General features: G+C 73.0%; 15 protein-coding genes. 4 read left to right on the top strand and 11 right to left on the bottom strand.

Annotated elements, in window-relative coordinates; genetic code table 11:
• Window positions 1-2 precede the first annotated feature (2 nt).
• From AC0HI0_RS35560 to AC0HI0_RS35535, 6 genes are all read right to left on the bottom strand, one after another.
• A complete protein-coding gene (locus AC0HI0_RS35560; RefSeq protein ID WP_480927857.1) occupies window positions 3-242 on the bottom strand; it encodes an acyl carrier protein in 240 nt (79 codons plus the stop codon).
• Window positions 243-306: 64 nt separating this feature from the next.
• Window positions 307-1,005 (bottom strand): UDP-N-acetylglucosamine acyltransferase, encoded by a 699-nt coding sequence (locus tag AC0HI0_RS35555; RefSeq protein WP_480927856.1) that lies wholly within the window; start codon window positions 1,003-1,005, stop codon window positions 307-309.
• Window positions 1,006-1,099: 94 nt separating this feature from the next.
• Window positions 1,100-2,350 (bottom strand): serine--tRNA ligase, encoded by a 1,251-nt coding sequence (serS, locus tag AC0HI0_RS35550; RefSeq protein ID WP_480927855.1) that lies wholly within the window; start codon window positions 2,348-2,350, stop codon window positions 1,100-1,102.
• 113 nt (window positions 2,351-2,463) lie between these two features.
• Window positions 2,464-2,916, bottom strand: a complete 453-nt coding sequence (locus AC0HI0_RS35545; RefSeq protein WP_480927854.1) for a DUF350 domain-containing protein — start codon at window positions 2,914-2,916, stop codon at window positions 2,464-2,466.
• Between the two features lie 11 nt (window positions 2,917-2,927).
• Complete coding sequence (locus AC0HI0_RS35540; RefSeq protein WP_480927853.1) at window positions 2,928-4,091, bottom strand: glutathionylspermidine synthase family protein; 1,164 nt, start codon at window positions 4,089-4,091, stop codon at window positions 2,928-2,930.
• The gene (locus tag AC0HI0_RS35535) at window positions 4,092-4,964 is read right to left on the bottom strand and encodes a hypothetical protein (RefSeq protein ID WP_480927852.1); all 873 of its coding nucleotides are present in this window, start codon (window positions 4,962-4,964) and stop codon (window positions 4,092-4,094) included.
• A 169-nt stretch (window positions 4,965-5,133) separates the two neighbouring features.
• Here AC0HI0_RS35535 and AC0HI0_RS35530 point away from each other — a divergent pair, with 169 nt between their 5' ends.
• Together AC0HI0_RS35530 and AC0HI0_RS35525 are read left to right on the top strand one after the other, a co-directional pair.
• Window positions 5,134-6,156: a septum formation family protein gene (locus tag AC0HI0_RS35530; RefSeq protein WP_480927851.1), complete on the top strand. Its 1,023-nt coding sequence runs from the start codon at window positions 5,134-5,136 to the stop codon at window positions 6,154-6,156.
• 4 nt (window positions 6,157-6,160) lie between these two features.
• Window positions 6,161-6,511: a metallopeptidase family protein gene (locus AC0HI0_RS35525; protein WP_480927850.1), complete on the top strand. Its 351-nt coding sequence runs from the start codon at window positions 6,161-6,163 to the stop codon at window positions 6,509-6,511.
• A 741-nt stretch (window positions 6,512-7,252) separates the two neighbouring features.
• Here the strand turns inward: AC0HI0_RS35525 and AC0HI0_RS35520 are convergent.
• Both AC0HI0_RS35520 and pheA read right to left on the bottom strand, forming a co-directional pair.
• Window positions 7,253-7,873 carry a histidine phosphatase family protein gene (locus AC0HI0_RS35520; protein ID WP_480927849.1) on the bottom strand — a complete coding sequence of 207 codons (621 nt, stop codon included), beginning with the start codon at window positions 7,871-7,873 and terminating at the stop codon, window positions 7,253-7,255.
• A complete protein-coding gene (pheA, locus tag AC0HI0_RS35515; RefSeq protein ID WP_480927848.1) occupies window positions 7,870-8,814 on the bottom strand; it encodes a prephenate dehydratase in 945 nt (314 codons plus the stop codon). The genes AC0HI0_RS35520 and pheA overlap by 4 nt, the downstream gene beginning before the upstream one ends.
• Window positions 8,815-8,917: 103 nt before the next feature.
• Between pheA and AC0HI0_RS35510 the strand changes: the two genes are divergently transcribed.
• The gene (locus AC0HI0_RS35510; RefSeq protein ID WP_480927847.1) at window positions 8,918-9,529 is read left to right on the top strand and encodes a macro domain-containing protein; all 612 of its coding nucleotides are present in this window, start codon (window positions 8,918-8,920) and stop codon (window positions 9,527-9,529) included.
• 70 nt (window positions 9,530-9,599) lie between these two features.
• Here the strand turns inward: AC0HI0_RS35510 and AC0HI0_RS35505 are convergent, their stop codons facing one another.
• Window positions 9,600-10,082, bottom strand: a complete 483-nt coding sequence (locus AC0HI0_RS35505) for a GNAT family N-acetyltransferase (RefSeq protein WP_480927846.1) — start codon at window positions 10,080-10,082, stop codon at window positions 9,600-9,602.
• Window positions 10,083-10,143: 61 nt separating this feature from the next.
• On the opposite strand from AC0HI0_RS35505, the gene AC0HI0_RS35500 reads away from it, so the two are divergent.
• Complete coding sequence (locus AC0HI0_RS35500; protein ID WP_480927845.1) at window positions 10,144-10,767, top strand: response regulator; 624 nt, start codon at window positions 10,144-10,146, stop codon at window positions 10,765-10,767.
• Window positions 10,768-10,787: 20 nt separating this feature from the next.
• Here the strand turns inward: AC0HI0_RS35500 and AC0HI0_RS35495 are convergent, their stop codons facing one another.
• Together AC0HI0_RS35495 and cydD are read right to left on the bottom strand one after the other, a co-directional pair.
• Window positions 10,788-11,912 (bottom strand): GAF domain-containing sensor histidine kinase, encoded by a 1,125-nt coding sequence (locus AC0HI0_RS35495; protein WP_480927844.1) that lies wholly within the window; start codon window positions 11,910-11,912, stop codon window positions 10,788-10,790.
• A 5-nt stretch (window positions 11,913-11,917) separates the two neighbouring features.
• On the bottom strand, window positions 11,918-15,229 hold the full coding sequence (cydD, locus tag AC0HI0_RS35490) for a thiol reductant ABC exporter subunit CydD (protein ID WP_480927843.1): 3,312 nt from the start codon (window positions 15,227-15,229) through the stop codon (window positions 11,918-11,920).
• Between the last annotated feature and the right edge of the window lie 67 nt (window positions 15,230-15,296).

Genomic DNA, 15,296 nt, shown 5'->3' with positions numbered 1-15,296 from the left:
GGCTACTCACCGACGCCGAAGCCCCGCAGCATGTCGCCCGCGACCTTGAAGCTGCTCAGGTCGATGACCTGCTCGGTCTCGAACTGCACGTCGAACTCGTCCTCGATGGCCGCGACCAGCGCCATGTGGCCGACCGAGTCCCACGCGTCGATGTCGCGGTACTTCAGGTTCTGCACGTCCACGTCGTCGTCCAGCTGGAGCGCGTCCACGAAGACGGTGCGGAGGCGGTCGTCAATCGACATGCTGCTCTCAATCTCTCTGCTGAATCCCGCTGGGCCGAATCCCGCCGGGCCGAATCCCGCCGGGTCAGTGCCGGGGACCGCGCTGCGCCCACGCCTTGAGCAGGGTGGTCAACTCCTCGGGCAGCCCGCCCGGGACCGCGGCGTCCTTCCCCGTGAGGAAACCCGTGAGGCCCGCGATCGATTCCTCGGAGCAGCCGCGCCGCTGGAGGCCGACCGCGTTGACACCGGTCGTGCGGGCCGGGTTGCCGACCGTGATGGTGAACGCGCCGACCTCCTTGCGCACCGCCGAGCCCATGCCGACCATCGCGCCCGGACCGATCGTGGTCCGCTGGTGCACCACCGTGCCCAGGCCGATGTTCGCGCCCGACCAGACGTGGCAGTGGCCCGCGAGCTGCACCGCGCTGGTGACGATCACGCCGTCGTCCAGGCGGACGTCGTGCGCGATGTGCGCGCGGCCCATCAGGTAGCAGTCGTCGCCGATCGCGGTGGCCTCGGTCACGCCCTGGTTGACCGTGACGAACTCGCGGATCCGGTTGCGGTCGCCGATCACCACGCCGGGGCCGCCGACCTCGCCGTCCCAGCCCGCCAGGTGGTCGGCGCCCAGGTACTCCGCCGGGCCGCCGATGCTCACGTGCGGGCCGATGAAGTTGCCGTCACCGATCCGGGCCGGCCCGGCGATCACCGTGTACGGGCCGATCACGTTGTCGTCGCCCAGTTCGACCTCCGCGCCGATGATCGCGGTCTGGTGAATGCGGTTCGCCACCTGCTCGTCCCTGCCCCGTGGATGATGTGTGTCACCCACGTCACCAGCGGTTACGCCGGGCGGGGGTCGGTGCCCCACTGTACCGGAGGGGTGCTCACCCGACCTGGAGCACGTCCACGCCCAGGAACGGCCGCAGCGCCTGCGGCACGACCACCGAGCCGTCGGCCCGCTGGTGGTTCTCCAGGATGGCGACGATCCACCGGGTGGTCGCCAGGGTGCCGTTGAGCGTGGCGGCGATCTGCGGCTTGCCGTTCTCGTCCCGGTAGCGGACGCCCAGCCGGCGCGCCTGGAACGTGGTGCAGTTCGACGTCGAGGTCAGCTCCCGGTAGGCCCGCTGGGTCGGGATCCACGCCTCGCAGTCGAACTTGCGGGCGGCGGACGTGCCCAGGTCGCCGGCGGCCGTGTCGATCACCCGGTAGGGCACCTCGATCTTGGCCAGCATCTCCTCTTCCCAGGCCAGCAGCCGGGCGTGCTCGGCCTCGGCGTCCTCCGGCTTCACGTAGGAGAACATCTCCACCTTGTTGAACTGGTGGACCCGGATGATGCCGCGGGTGTCCTTGCCGTACGACCCGGCCTCGCGGCGGTAGCACGACGACCAGCCCGCGTAACGGCGCTCGCCGTCGAGGATCTCGTCCGCGTGGTAGCCCGCCAGCGGCACCTCCGACGTGCCGACCAGGTACAGGTCGTCGTCGCGCAGCCGGTAGACCTCGCTCGCGTGCGCGCCCAGGAACCCGGTGCCCGCCATGATCTCCGGGCGGACCAGGGTCGGCGTGATCATCAGGGTGAACCCGGCCTTCGTCGCCTGCGCGACGGCCATGTTCAGCAGCGCCAGCTCCAGCTGCGCCAGCACCCCGGTCAGGAAGTAGAACCGCGAGCCCGACACCTTCGCGCCGCGCTCCATGTCGATCCCGCCCAGCCGGGTGCCCAGGTCGAGGTGGTCCAGCGGCTCGAAGTCGAACTCGCGCGGCTCGCCCACGTGCTTGAGCACCACGAAGTCGTCTTCACCGCCGGCCGGCGCGTCCGGGTGCACCACGTTCGGCACCGCCCGGTGCAGCTCGTCCAGCTCGCCCTCGGTCCGCGACTGCTCGGCCTCGGCCGCCTTGACCTCGGCGGCCAGCTCCTTGCCCTTGGCCAGCAGCGCCTCGCGCTCCTCGCCCCGGGCCCGGCCGACCTGCTTGCCGAACGCCTTCTGCTCGCCGCGCAGCGCGTCCGCGCGGGCGATCGCCGCGCGGCGCTGCTCGTCGGCGGACAGCAGCGCGTCGACCACGGCTTCGTCCTCGCCACGCGCACGCTGCGACGCGCGGACGGCTTCCGGGTTCTCGCGCAAGGCCCTGAGGTCAATCACGAGGGGAGAGGGTAGTCCGTCACACCTCGCGACCTCGCACGGATATCACCCGGGCCGCGCGAAGGCCCCGCCCGGGACGTCCGGGCGGGGCCTTCGCGGGTGTCCGGGGCGGACTAGCTGATCGCGACCGCGACCACGAGGCCCAGCGCCACGTGCGCGCTGGCCACCACGACGCTGGCGGGCGCGAACCGGTCGGACTCGATCAGCCGGCCGATGTCCAGGCGGGTCACCCACTCCAGCAGCCGCACCGCCAGGACCTGCACGATGATGCCGACGAAACCGAAGATCAGGGCCGACAGCAGGCCCTCGTCCAGCTTGCCCGCCGAGCTGTAGATCGCGACCACGATGATCAGGGCCATGCTCACCAGGCCGGCCGCGGTGACGATCACCGCGTTCGGGGCGCCCGACCGGACCAGGCCGGAGAGCTTGCCGGGCGTGGTGAAGTCGATGGCGTAGAAGCCGACCACCATCAGCACCAGGCCGACCACGGCGTACAGGGCGATCGCGCCGACGCCCCGGCCGATCGCGGAGCCGAAGCCCGGGTCCAACGCGAGTTCGCTGATCACTGCCACTCCATTCATTCGACAATCCGATGCGGGACGAACGCCGCGCCATCGTCGGTCACCAGGCCGACCGTCTCGCGGATGCCGAGCCCGGCCGCCGTGTCGCCGACCACCCACGCGCCCAGCGCGGGGCGGTAGCCGTCGAACTCGGGCAGCGGGTCGAACAGCTGGTAGACGAAGCCTTCCTTGCCGTACACGCCACCGGTCTGCGTCTCGTAGCCCGGCGCCACGATCTGGATGTTCGCGCCCTCCCGGCCCAACCGGGGCTTGCGCACGTACTCGGTGAGCAGGCCGGGCTCGTCCAGGAACGCGGGCAGCAGGTTCGGGTGGCCGGGGTACATCTCCCACAGCACCGCGAGCAGCGCCTTGTTCGACAGCAGCATCTTCCACAGCGGCTCGACCCACAGCGTGCCCGGCAGGCTCTGCACCGCGAAGCGGCCGAACTGCTCGTCCACCACCCATTCCCAGGGGTAGAGCTTCACCACCGTGCCCATCGGGGCCTCTTCGAGGTCGACGAACCGGTTGAGCGCCGAGTCCCAGCCGATCTCCTCGATCGCCAGCCCCACCGTGTTCATGCCCGCCTCGGCGGCCGTCTCCTGCAGGTAGGCCACCGTGACGTGGTCCTCACCCGACGGGTCGGCACCGGACCAGGTGAAGTGCAGCTCGTTGGACGGCAGCAGGTCGCGCAGCTCGGCCCACCGCTCGACCAGCTTCTCGTGCACCGAGTTCCACTGGTCGTCGTCCGGGAACACGTCGGTCTTCCAGTTCCACTGCACCACCGACGCCTCCAGCAGCGACGTCGGGGTGTCCGCGTTGTACTCCAGCATCTTCGCCGGGCCGCGCCCGTCGTAGCGCAGGTCGAACCGGCCGTAGACGTGCGGGTCGCGGCGCTTCCACGACTCGGCGATCGCCGGCCACACCCACTCCTGGATGCCGAAGTCCCGGAACCGCTCGGTGAGCACGACGTTGTCGACCGCCTCCAGGCACATGCTGTGCAGCAGCTCGACGTCGGCTTCGAGGGACAGGATGTCGCTCATGTCGAACACGTAGTGGGCCGACTCGTCCCAGTACGGGCGGGGGCTGCCGTCCGCGGCGCGCGCGGGCGCGCCGAACACCAGCCCCTGGTCGGACACCGTGCGCTGCCAGTTCGGGCGCGGTGCGGAGGTCTCCCGGCGCACTCAGCTGCCCCCGCTCTTGCTGCCGCCGGAGACGCCGAACCCGCCGCGCTGGATCGTGGTGCCGGACTTGGTGCTCACGTTCGCGCCCTTGGGCACGGTGTAGCTGCCGCCGGCGACCTTCTGGCCGACCGGGACGCTGGAGCCGCCGTAGTGGTAGCGGTAGGAACTGCCGCCGATGTAGATGAACCCACCGCTGGAGTAACCGCCGTGCGACCGCGCGTAGTCGTCGTCGCAGTACTGGTCGTCGACCACGGTGCCGTCCATCGTGCACTGGGCCTCGACGTCGTCCGGGCTGGAGGCGGCGTACCAGATCGCCACCACGCCCACGACGCCCACGGCGACACCGCCGCCGATCAGCAGCCGCTTGCGCAGCTTCTTCTTGCGGGCGAGCGCGGCCTGCTCGGCCAGCTCCTCCTCGCGGCGGCGCTGGATCTCCTGGGCGCGGGCCCGCTGCTCGGCCACCGTCGGCGGCCGGGGCTGCGTGACGCCCGCCTCCTGCTGCCGCACCTGCCCGCGCCGCTGCCCGGCCTGCTTGCCCGGCTGCTGCCCCGTCCGGGGCCCGGCGCCCGGAACGCCCTGCGGGGGCGTCGGCGGCGGCACGTACGGCGGCGGGGTGCCCCCACCGGCCGCGGCGGGCGTCGCACCCGAGGTCGGCGCGTCCGGCTTCGGCAGATCCGGCTTCGGGTCGCCTGACGTGGGCGTTCCCGGTGCCGGCGGACCCGACTGGGCCGGTCCCGGCGTCGCGGCAGCCGGCGTCGGCGAGCCCGGCTGGGACGTCCCCGGCGCGCCGGAACCGCCGGGCGCGGCGCTGGCGCCGGTCCGGTCCTCGCGGTCGTCGCGGTTCTCGTGGTCGTTACGGTCGTTCTCAGTCATCAGCCACTCACTCCCGGCGGGGACGGTACAGAGATCGGCCGCCAAATGGGTGACGAGTGTCCCAAAAGCAACACACTCCACCCGCCCGATGGGTTTCGGCGTCGGCCCAGGCATCATGGAGTAGATGTCCACGAGCCCGCGTTGGTTTCGCCGAGGTGACCAGTTGGTCATGCTCGGTGCGTTCGTCGGCGCGTTCACGCTGCTCGGGCTGAGCACGTTCACGTCGTGGCCGGTCGGCGCCGGCGGGGTGGTAGGCGGCACGACCGAGGTCGTCAACCCTGTCTACACCTCGCAAGCCGGGGACTGCCTGAACTGGGGCCGGCGCAACCTCTCGGACGTGGCCAAGGTCGACTGCAAGGCGCAGCACATGTTCGAGGTCACCGGTGTCGAGGACATCAGCGGCGCGTACGGCCCGCAGGCCCCGTTCCCGACCGACGAGCAGTGGCAGAAGATCAGCGAGGAGCGCTGCGCGAAGACGTCGCTGGCCTACCTGGGCGGCAAGTTCGACCCGGCCGGGAAGTACACCGTCGGCCCGCTGAACCCCGGCGAGCGCCTGTGGCAGTCCGGCCAGCGGACGCTGCGCTGCGGCCTGCAGGTGGCGGGGCCCGCGGGCGGCCTGCTGCCCGCGTACGGGACGGCGAAGACCCAGGACCAGTCGGCCGTCTACGACCCGGGCGTGTGCCTGGGGATCACCGACGCGCTCGGCGTCGGCGACCCGGTGGACTGCGCGAAGCCGCACACGTTCGAGATCGTCGGCGTGGTGACGCTGCCGGCCGGCGACTTCCCGCCGTTGGAGAAGCAGGACGAGACCATGTCCGGCGAGTGCACCCGGATCGCGGCGGAGTACAGCGGCGGCATCGACTTCAAGGCCAAGGGCCTGATCGTGACGTGGGACACCAGGGCGCAGGAGAGCTGGGCGGCGGGCTCGCGGCGGGCGAACTGCAAGGTGGGCGCCACCCCGGCCCCGGACAACAAGGGCCTGACGGCGTGGGAGAAGACCATCCGCAACCCCAACGCCCCACCGCTGACCACCGCCAACCCGCCCCAGACCACGGCGGTGCAGCAGGACGAGCCCACCGGCGCGCCGCTGCACTCGGAGTCCAAGTCGAGCGCGAACACGTCGTCGGCGGCCACGTCCACCTCCGACAAGCCCACCGTGACCAGCACCACCACGACCGAGCCCACGAGGTGACGCCGTGCCGGCGGAGATGTCCCGACAGCGCTTCGAGGAACTGGTCGGCGAAGCCCTCGACCTGATCCCGCCGGAGTTCGCGGCGGCGATGGACAACGTGGTCGTCCTGGTGGAGGACCGACACCCGGACGACCCGGGCCTGCTCGGGCTCTACCACGGGATCGCGCTGACCAGGCGGACTTCGGACTACGGCGGCGTCCTGCCGGACCGGGTGACGATCTACCGGGAAGCGATCCTGGACATCTGCCACACGGAGGACGACGTGGTGGAGGAGGTCGCGATCACCGTGGTCCACGAGATCGCCCACCACTTCGGCATCGACGACGCCAAGCTCCACGAACTGGGCTGGGGCTAGCCCGAACCACCCACAGGCCCACTACCAGCGGAAACGTCGCCCGAGGGAGCACCCGCCGATTCCGTACAAGATCCGCCCGATGAACTGAAGAACCGGTGATCCGGGCATCTTTCGTGCCAGAATTTCGTTGCCGTGAACGAAGAGGAGGCGCGGCGGCGAGCAACAGAGGCACCGGGACACATCGCTCCCGAACACAGTGCTGGGCCGACCCCGTGCCGGCCGCGTACGTGCCGGGCGCGTGCCGGGGCCGACGTCCGTGCCAGGCGCGTGCCAGGAGTCGAACGTCGGCGACCGGACGTGCGGGTGTCCCGGCGGTCGTGCGGGCGGTCGTGCGGTCGGTCGGTCGGGTCGTGCGGGTGGTCCCGTCGTGCGGGCGGTCGGGTCCTGCGGTCGGTTGGGTCGCGCGAGCGGGTCGCGTGTTGTGCGGCCGGTCTGGTCGCTGCGCGTCGCGGTTGTGTGGGTGGTCGTCGTGCGGGCGGTCATCGTGCGGGCGGTCGTCGTGCGGGCGGTCGTCGTGCGGGCGGTCGTCGTGCGGGCGGTCGTCGTGCGGGCGGTCGCGCGTCGCACGGGTGGTCACGCGTTGTGCGAGCCGGTCACGTCGCATGGGTGGTCGCGCGTCGCGCGCGAGCCGGTCGCGTCGCACGCGGACGTTCGCGCGTTGTGCGCGCGGTCAGGCAGGGCCGTGCGCGCGGTCAGGCAGGGCCGTGCGGGCGGTCAGGCAGGGCGGTGCGGTGCGGTGGGTCAGGCGGGGATGTCGATGGTGTCCACGCCGGTCCACGAGGTGCAGACCCAGCCGCCGCCGGTGTTCTCCAGGATGATCCGGCCGGTGTTGGGGAGCAGGCCCGTCTCGGCCAGGGCCGGTTGGACGTTGGTGGCCAGGGCCAGGGCCGCCATCCGGACCGCGCCGCCGTGGCTGACGACCACGAAGGTGTCGTCCGGGGTGTGGCGGGCCGCCAGTTTGTCGATGGCGTTCAGGAAGCGGTCGAGGACTTGGCGGCCGCTCTCGCCGCCGGGGATGGTCGCGTCGAGGTTGCCGGCCGCCCACTGGTGGACCGCGGCCAGGAAGAGTTCGAAGGCTTCCTTGTCGTGGCGGCCTTCCAGGTCTCCGCAGAAGATCTCCTGGACGCCCTGCACCACCTCGACCTCCAGGCCGAACGCGGCGGCCACCGGGGCGGCGGTCTGCTGTGCCCGCACGGCCGTGCTCGCGTAGACCGCGACCACCCGTTCCGCCGCGAGGGACGCCGCGAGCGCGTCCGCCTGCACCACGCCGGCTTCGGTGAGCGGCGGGCCCGGTGGTTTCGAGTCGAGCGCCATCTTCAGGTTCGACGCGGTTTCCCCGTGTCTGGCCAGGATGAGTTTCACGCCCCCAGTCCTTCCCTCAGCGACGCGACCCACTCGGCCGCGGCCACGAAATCTTCGTTGCCCGCCACCGGATTCCCGCTTCCCGCCACGGGATCCCCGGCGCCGGCGGGGGATCCGGCCGGCTCGGCTTTCGGGTAGGAGCCGAGGAACCGGGTGTCCGGGCAGTGCCTGCGCAGCGCGGCCAGTGCGTCGCCGACGCCGGGTTCGGCCGCGTGCCCGTCCAAATCGATGTAGAACCGGTACTCGCCGAGCCTGCCCTTGGTGGGCCGGGATTCGATGCGGGTCAGGTTGATCCGGCGCAGCGCCAGTTCGGTCAGCAGGTCCGAGAGCGCGCCCACCCGGTCGGTGGCGGTCACCACGACGGACGTGCGGTCGTGGCCGGTGGGCTCGGGCAGCGGGCCGGGGCGGCGCAGGAGCAGGAAGCGGGTTTTCGCGTCGCGCACGTCGGCGACGTCGGTCGCCAGCACCTCCAGCGGGTAGTGCTGGACGGCCACGGGCGCGCTCACGGCGGCGTCGAACTCGCCCGCCAGCACCGATCGCGCGGCGGCGGCGGTGGACGTGGTCGCGACGACGGTCGCGGCCGGCAGGTGTTCGGCGATCCAGTGCCGAACCTGGGCGAGGGCGTGCGGGTGGCTGGCGATGGTCTTGGGCTCGCCCGCGCCCGGCCGCACGAGCACGCTGAACCGCACGTCGAGCACGGTCTCGGCGACCGCGACGAGCGGTTCGCCCTCGGTCAGCGCGTCCATGGTGGCCGGCACCGCGCCCTCGACCGAGTTCTCCACGGGCACGCACGCCGCGTCGACCTCGCCGCGCCGGGTGGCGGCCAGGGCCGCGGGCACGGTGTCGAACGGGACGAGTCGGTCGTAGGCGGGGTCGGCTGGGGAGAAGGCGCGCGCGGCCTGCTCGGTGAAGGTTCCCTGCGGTCCGAAGTAGGCGAGCACGGACGCAACGATACGAGCACCACGGCAAGTGATCGCCGCTGAGGCGAGGATCACCCGCCCGGCGGGTGCCTGCCCCCGTTCCACCCGACCCCTGTGTCCTGGAATGCTTGCGGCTGTGTCCGCCGATACGGAGGGTGAGATCAACGCTCCGGTTGCTGTTCCCCGTCTGGTGCTCTGCGCTGTCGACGAGCCGCTCGCGACAGCGTGGTCGGGTGTCGCCGACGGCCGTGACGGGGTCGAGGTGCACCGGGGTTCGGTGCTCGACATCGTGGCCGAGGCTGTGGTGAGCCCGGCGAATTCCTCGGGTTGGATGCGCGGCGGGATCGACGCCGTGTACGCCCGCGCTTTTCCTTTGGTAGAGGCGCATGTGCGCAGCGGGATCCTGGCCTTGCACGGCGGCGAGCTGCCGGTGGGCGAGGCGATGGTGGTGCCGACCGGCGAGACCGAGCCGGAGTGGCTGATCAGCGCACCCACCATGCGCCGACCGGCCGAGCAACTGCCGTCGGACACCGTGCACCCCTACTTGGCGGCGCGCGCGGTGCTGCGCCTGTGGCGGGACGGCCGGCTGGAGGACGGCCGTCCCCTGCGGGAGGTGGTGCGCACGATCGCCATGCCCGGTCTGGGCACGGGGGTGGGTGGGGTCGCCCCGGAGACGTGCGCGCGGCAGGTCGCCGCCGCCTGGGACGAGGTGTTCAGCGCGCTGTCCAGCAGGTGAAACCGGTGTTGTCCAGGTCACACCGGTTGTGCACAAGTCTGTGGACAACCAGGGTGGCTCCTGTGGACAACTACCGGGGTGCGATCCATCGTTCGAGGTCCAGCTCGTCGGTCATGGGGATGCCGTAGTCCCCGACCGACGGGATCTCGGGCTTGAGCCGGCGGGATTCGCGGACGGCGTCGGGGCGCAGTGCGGTGAGCCGGAATCCCCGGCGCTGGTAGAACCGCAACGCGTCGAGGTTGTCGTTGGTGGTGGTGAGCCGGATTCGGGAGCAGCCGAGCTGGCGGGCGCGTTGGACGGCCGCGTCGACCAGGGACGTGCCGACCCCTCTGCCTCTTCGCAGCGCGTCGATGGTGACGATCTCCATCAGGCCGTCCGACGAGGCGTAGGTCAGCAGTCCGACGACCTGTTCCTGGTGTTCGACCAGGAATCCCGGCAGGCTGGCGGGGAAGAAGACCTGGCCGTGGGCCACGGCGGTGTGCGCGCCCCACAGTTCCAGCACCAGTCGGCCGACGACGATCCGGTCGGCTTCCTCGATCACGCGTACGAGCATGCCTTGCACTGTCTTGGCGTCGGTGTGCGGCCGGTACCGGCATTCGACCTATGGTGGGTTCGTGCCCGTGCGCGTGTTGCTGGTCGACGACCATGAAGTGGTCCGCAGGGGACTGCGGGAACTGCTCGACGACGAGGACGACATCACCGTGGTCGCCGAGGCGGGCGGGGTGGACGAGGCGTTCGTCCGCGCGTCCGCGACGGGTCCGGACGTGGCGGTGGTGGACGTCCGGCTGCCTGACGGGACCGGGGTGGAGCTGTGCCGGCGGCTGCGCGACGTGGGGGTGCGCTGCCTGGTGCTGACCGCGTTCGACGACGAGGAGGCGCTGGTCGGCGCGATCATGGCGGGGGCGTCGGGTTACCTGCTCAAGCAGGTGCGGGGCCAGGACCTGGTGGTGGCGGTGCGGGAGGTGGCGGCGGGCCGGTCGCTGCTGGACTCGCAGACCACGGCCCGGGTGCTGGAGCGGATGCGCCGGCCGCCGGAGGTGGACGCGCTGGACGCGCTGACCGAGCAGGAGCGCCGGGTGCTGGAGCTGATCGGCGAGGGCATGACGAACCGGCAGATCGCGGAGCGCCTGTTCCTGGCGGAGAAGACGGTGAAGAACTACGTCACGTCGGTGCTGGCGAAGCTGGGCATGGAACGCCGCACCCAGGCCGCCGCGTGGGTGGCCCGCCGCTCCCGCTGACGGCCGGCCGGGGTGGCCGGTCAGGTCGGGGTGGCCGGGGTGAGGGGGACGTGCCAGGTGATCGTGGTGCCGGTGCGCGGGGACGACGAGACCTCGCAGCCGCCGCCCGCAGCGAGGGCGCGTTCTTCGAGGTGCCGGAGTCCGCGCCGGGCGACGCCGCGCGGGATGCCGCACCCGTCGTCGGACACCCGCAGCACGAGCCGCGCACCGGTTTTGGCGAGGCCGATCTGCACGGTGCGCGCCCCGGAGTGCCGGACGACGTTGGACAGGGCCTCGCGCAGCGCGGCGCGCGCGTGGTCGGCGAGTTCGGGCGGCACCTGGCCGAGTTCGCCGTCCAGGCGCACCTCGGGCTCGAACCCGAGCAGCTCCCCGGCCGTGTGGGCTTCGGCGAGCACCGAGCCGCGCAGGTCGGCGTCGCCGGGCCGGCCGGGGTCGGCGCTGCGCAGGGCGCGGACGGTGGCCCGGACCTCGGCCATGGTCTGGTCGAGCTGGTCGACGCAGTCGGCGAGCCGCTGGGCTTCGCGCCCGTCGAGCTTCAGCCGCCGGTCGAGCAGGTCGAGCTGCACGCCGGTCGCGTACAGGCGTTGGATGATCACGTCGTGCAGGTCGCGCGCGATCCGTTCGCGCTCCTGGTAGACCGCTATCCGCTGGCGCGCGGTGAACCCCTCGGCGAGCACGACGGCGAGCCCGGCCTGGGCGGCGAACGCGGTGAGCACGTCGACGGTGTCCGTGCTGAACGGCGTGGCGCTCTTGCGCCGGTACACGGCCAGCGCCCCGATCCGGCGTTCGTTGGTGCCGAAGGGCGCGACCGCGAACGGTCCGTAGCCGCGCAGGGATTTGGGCACGAACGGCGCGGTGCGCGGGTCGGTGGTGAAGTCGTCGGACACGACGGGGACGCCGGTGCGGGCGGCGCGGGCTGCGGAGGACCGGTCGGACAGCACGATGCCGACCGGGTCGTCGTCGCCGGAGGAGGCTTCGACGGTGAGGGTGCCGTCGTCGCCGGTGACCATGGCCAGGCCGAGGTCGGCTTCGGCGAGTTCGACGGCGCGCCGCACGACCAGGGGCAGCACGGCGTCGGGGTCGTCGCCGGCGAGCGCGGCGGTGGTGATCTCGGTCGACGCGGCGAGCACCAGGGCGGGGTCCACGGCGGTCAACGGTAGGCCCCGACCTCGACCCGCCCGTGGGACACCTCCCACACCAGGTCCGCGCGTGCCGCCTCGTCGGGGCGGTGGGTGATGTGCAGGACGGTCCGGTCGAGTCCGTCGACGAGGTCGAGCAGGGCGCGGGCGGACTCCTCGTCGAGGTGCGCGGTGGGTTCGTCGAGCAGCAGGACGTCGGTGTCGTGCAGGAGGGCGCGGGCGAGCGCGACCCGTTGGGCTTCGCCGCCGGAGAGCAGGGTGGGGCCGATCTCGGTGTCGAGGTCGAGCCGCAGCCCGACGCGCGCGAGCACGTCCCGCAGTGCGTCGTCGGTCGCCGCCGGGTCGCCGATGCGCAGGTTGTCGCGCACGGACGTGGTGACGAGCATGGGTTCCTGCGGGCACCAGGCGATCCGGGCGGGTCGCCGGACGATCCCGGCCGACGCGTCCACGAACCCGAGGAGCAGTGCGAACAGCGTCGACTTGCCGGCGCCGGACGGGCCGACGACGGCGACCTTGGCCCCGCGCGGCACCCGGAAGGTCACGTCCTCCAGCACGGGCGCGGCGGCTCCGGGCCACCCGACCGTGACGTGCTCCAGCACCACGGCGTCGCCGGCCCGCGGGTCGGTCCGCTGTGGCACCAGCGGACCGACCCGCTCCGCAGCAGCCGGGACGTCCCCCACGTCCTCGGCGCGCACGTCCTCGACGCCCGCCTGCCCGACGCCCACGACCTCGGCGCGCACGTCCTCGGCGCGAGCCTGCCCGACGAGCACCTGTTCGGCGCGCGGAATCGTCGGTGGCTCCTGCTTGGATACGACCGGGGGGCGCCGAACCGATTGTTCAACAATCCTCCCGTACGATTCGCGCAGCGACCCGAGGTGCTGGGCCGCCGCCGGCAGCGTCCCCAGGACTTCGGCCAGCGCCAGCGGCACCAGCCCCAGCAGCGGCGCGAGCAGCGGGTCGACCCCCGAGGCCACCGCCGTGCACGCCACCACGGCGAACCCCAGCGCCAGGTGCACGACCCCCGTCGCGGCCCCCGCGCCGAACGCCTGCCTGCGCGCCAACGCGGCCAGTTCGGCGTCGTGGTCGGCCAGGGCCGCCCGCGCCTTGCGGTCCGCCCCGAACGCGATCAGGTCCGGCGCGGCGGTCAGCAGCGTCAGCACGTCCTCCGACACCTGCCGGCGCCCGCGCGCCAGCACGGTGCTCGCCCGCCGTTCCGCGATCACCGCGACCAGCGGCGCGAGCGTCCCCCCGACGACCAGCGCCACCGCCAGGGCGAGCCCGGCCGCCGGCGAGATCAGCGCGAACAGCACCACCGCCGCCGCGCCGACCCCGGCCGCGACCAGCGGCGGCTGCAACACCCTGGGCACCAGGTCGCGGACCGCGTCGACGTCGTCCACCAGCCGGGTCAGCTCCGCCCGTCCCGGCCGCAGCCCCTGCCACAGCCGGACCCGCAGCCGCTCGGCGAAGCGGAACGCCGCGTCGTGCGACACGAGCCGTTCCAGGTACCGCAGCACGCCCTTGGCCAGCGCGAACGTCCGCACGCCGACGACCAGCACGGACAGCGTGAGGATCGGCGGCTGGGTGGCGGCCTTGGCGATCAGGTACGCGGCGAGCGCGGTCAGCGCGACGCCGCCGGCCGAGGCGGCAACCCCCAGTGCCGCCCCGGCCAGCACCCGGGCGGTCGGCCGGGGCGTCCGGGGAAGGGACGACCGGCCGACTTCGTGGTCCACGTGCGCCGCGACCACCGCCGCGTCGGTGCGCTCGACGACCCGGTGGGTGGCCAGCAGCACCGCCGCGCCCCGGTCGGCGGCCCGCTGGACGGCGGCCATGACCAGGGCGGCGGTCGCCGGGTCGAGGTGCGCGGTCGGCTCGTCCAGCAGCAGCACGGTCGCGCCGTCGGCGACCCGGGTCAGCGCGCGGGCGATCGCGACCCGGTGCCGCTCGCCGGTCGACAGGTCGGCGATGCGCCGGTCGACCAGGTGGTCGGCGGCGACCTCGGCCAGCACGTCGAGGTCGACCCGGCCGGTGGTCAGCTCCAGTTCGTCGGCGACGGTCCGGCCGGCGAACGCGGGCCGCTGCGGCACCCAGGCGATCGCGTCCCGGTCGACCAGCACCTCACCGCCGTCGGCCGGCACGAACCCGAGCAGCACGGCGAACAGCGTCGACTTGCCGGCGCCGCTGGGGGCGTCCAGCCGGTGCACCTCGCCGGGCCGCACGCCGAGGCTGATGCCGTCCGGCGCGAACCGGTCCCGCCGCCGCACCCGCAGGTTGCGCACCTCGACGCCGGACACCTGGCCGGCCGGTCCGCGCACCCGCGCGGCCACGGTCAGCCGGCCGAGCACGCGCGGTCCGGCGGGCTCGCGCGGCGCGGGCACGGGCACCTCGGCGACCCGCCGCACCGCCTCCACGCCGTCCTCGGACGCGTGGTGCGCGGCTCCGGCTGCCCGCAGCGGCAGGTAGCACTCGGGCGCGAGGATCAGCACGATCAGGCCGGTGAGCAGGGTCAGCTCGCCGGAGACCAGGCGCAGCCCGATGCCGACCGCGATCAGCGCGACCGACAGCGACGCGACGATCTCCAGCACGAGCGCGGACAGGAACGCGACCCGCAACGTGCCCATGGTGGCCTTGCGGTAGCGCTCGCCGACCGCGCGCACCGCTGCGGCCTGCGCTTCGGCCCGGCCGAACGCGCTGAGCACGGGCAGCGCCCGGACGAGTTCGGCGAGCCGCCCGGAGAGCCGTTCGAGCGCGGCGGCGGCCGCCGCGACCCTGGCCGAGGTGAACTTGCCGATCAGGATGGCGAAGACCGGGATCAGCGGCAGGGTCACCGCGATCAGCACGGCCGAGGTCGGGTCGGTGGCCAGGATCCAGGCGCCCACCAGCACCGGCACGACGGCGGTGGTCACCAGGGCGGGCAGGTAGCGGGTGAAGTAGGCGTCCAGGGCGTCGAGGCCCTTGGTGGCCAGCACGGCCAGTTCGGCCGGGCCCCGGGCGGTGATCCACGCCGGTCCCAGCCCCAGCGCCCGGTCCAGCACGGCCGCGCGCAGCTCCTCCTTCGCGCCGGCGGCGGCCCGCGCCGCGACCGTCTCGGTGGCCCAGGCCAGCCCGGCCCGTGCGCACACCGCGAACGCCAACGACCACAGCGATCCGCCCGCGACCAGCGCGGACGCCAGGGCGACGGCCTGCCACACCAGGGCGCCGGCGGAGAGGGCCGCCAGTCCCCCGCACAGGGCCAACGCCCGGCGCGCCGACGGCGAAAGGGATGGCAGCGCGCCGAGCGGACCCTTCCCCGGCTTCTTGGCGGAAGGGGCTCCGGGGACGCTCACGGCACGACGGTAATTGCCGCAGGTCGATCCCGCTCAGGTACGACGGTCCCGTCCGGCACGGGACCTA

This window comes from Saccharothrix sp. NBAS 001, assembly GCF_056640475.1.
The sequence above is the reverse complement of the archived record's forward strand: the minus strand, read 5'-3'. Positions and strand labels throughout refer to the sequence as shown.

Excerpts from the sequence above, each read along its gene's own strand:
- AC0HI0_RS35505 (WP_480927846.1), bottom strand. The coding sequence starts at position 10,082 with ATGCTCGTACGCGTGATCGAGGAAGCCGACCGGATCGTCGTCGGCCGA.
- AC0HI0_RS35510 (WP_480927847.1), top strand. The coding sequence starts at position 8,918 with ATGCTTGCGGCTGTGTCCGCCGATACGGAGGGTGAGATCAACGCTCCG.
- AC0HI0_RS35560 (WP_480927857.1), bottom strand. The coding sequence starts at position 242 with ATGTCGATTGACGACCGCCTCCGCACCGTCTTCGTGGACGCGCTCCAG.
- AC0HI0_RS35535 (WP_480927852.1), bottom strand. The coding sequence starts at position 4,964 with ATGACTGAGAACGACCGTAACGACCACGAGAACCGCGACGACCGCGAG.
- AC0HI0_RS35530 (WP_480927851.1), top strand. The coding sequence starts at position 5,134 with ATGCTCGGTGCGTTCGTCGGCGCGTTCACGCTGCTCGGGCTGAGCACG.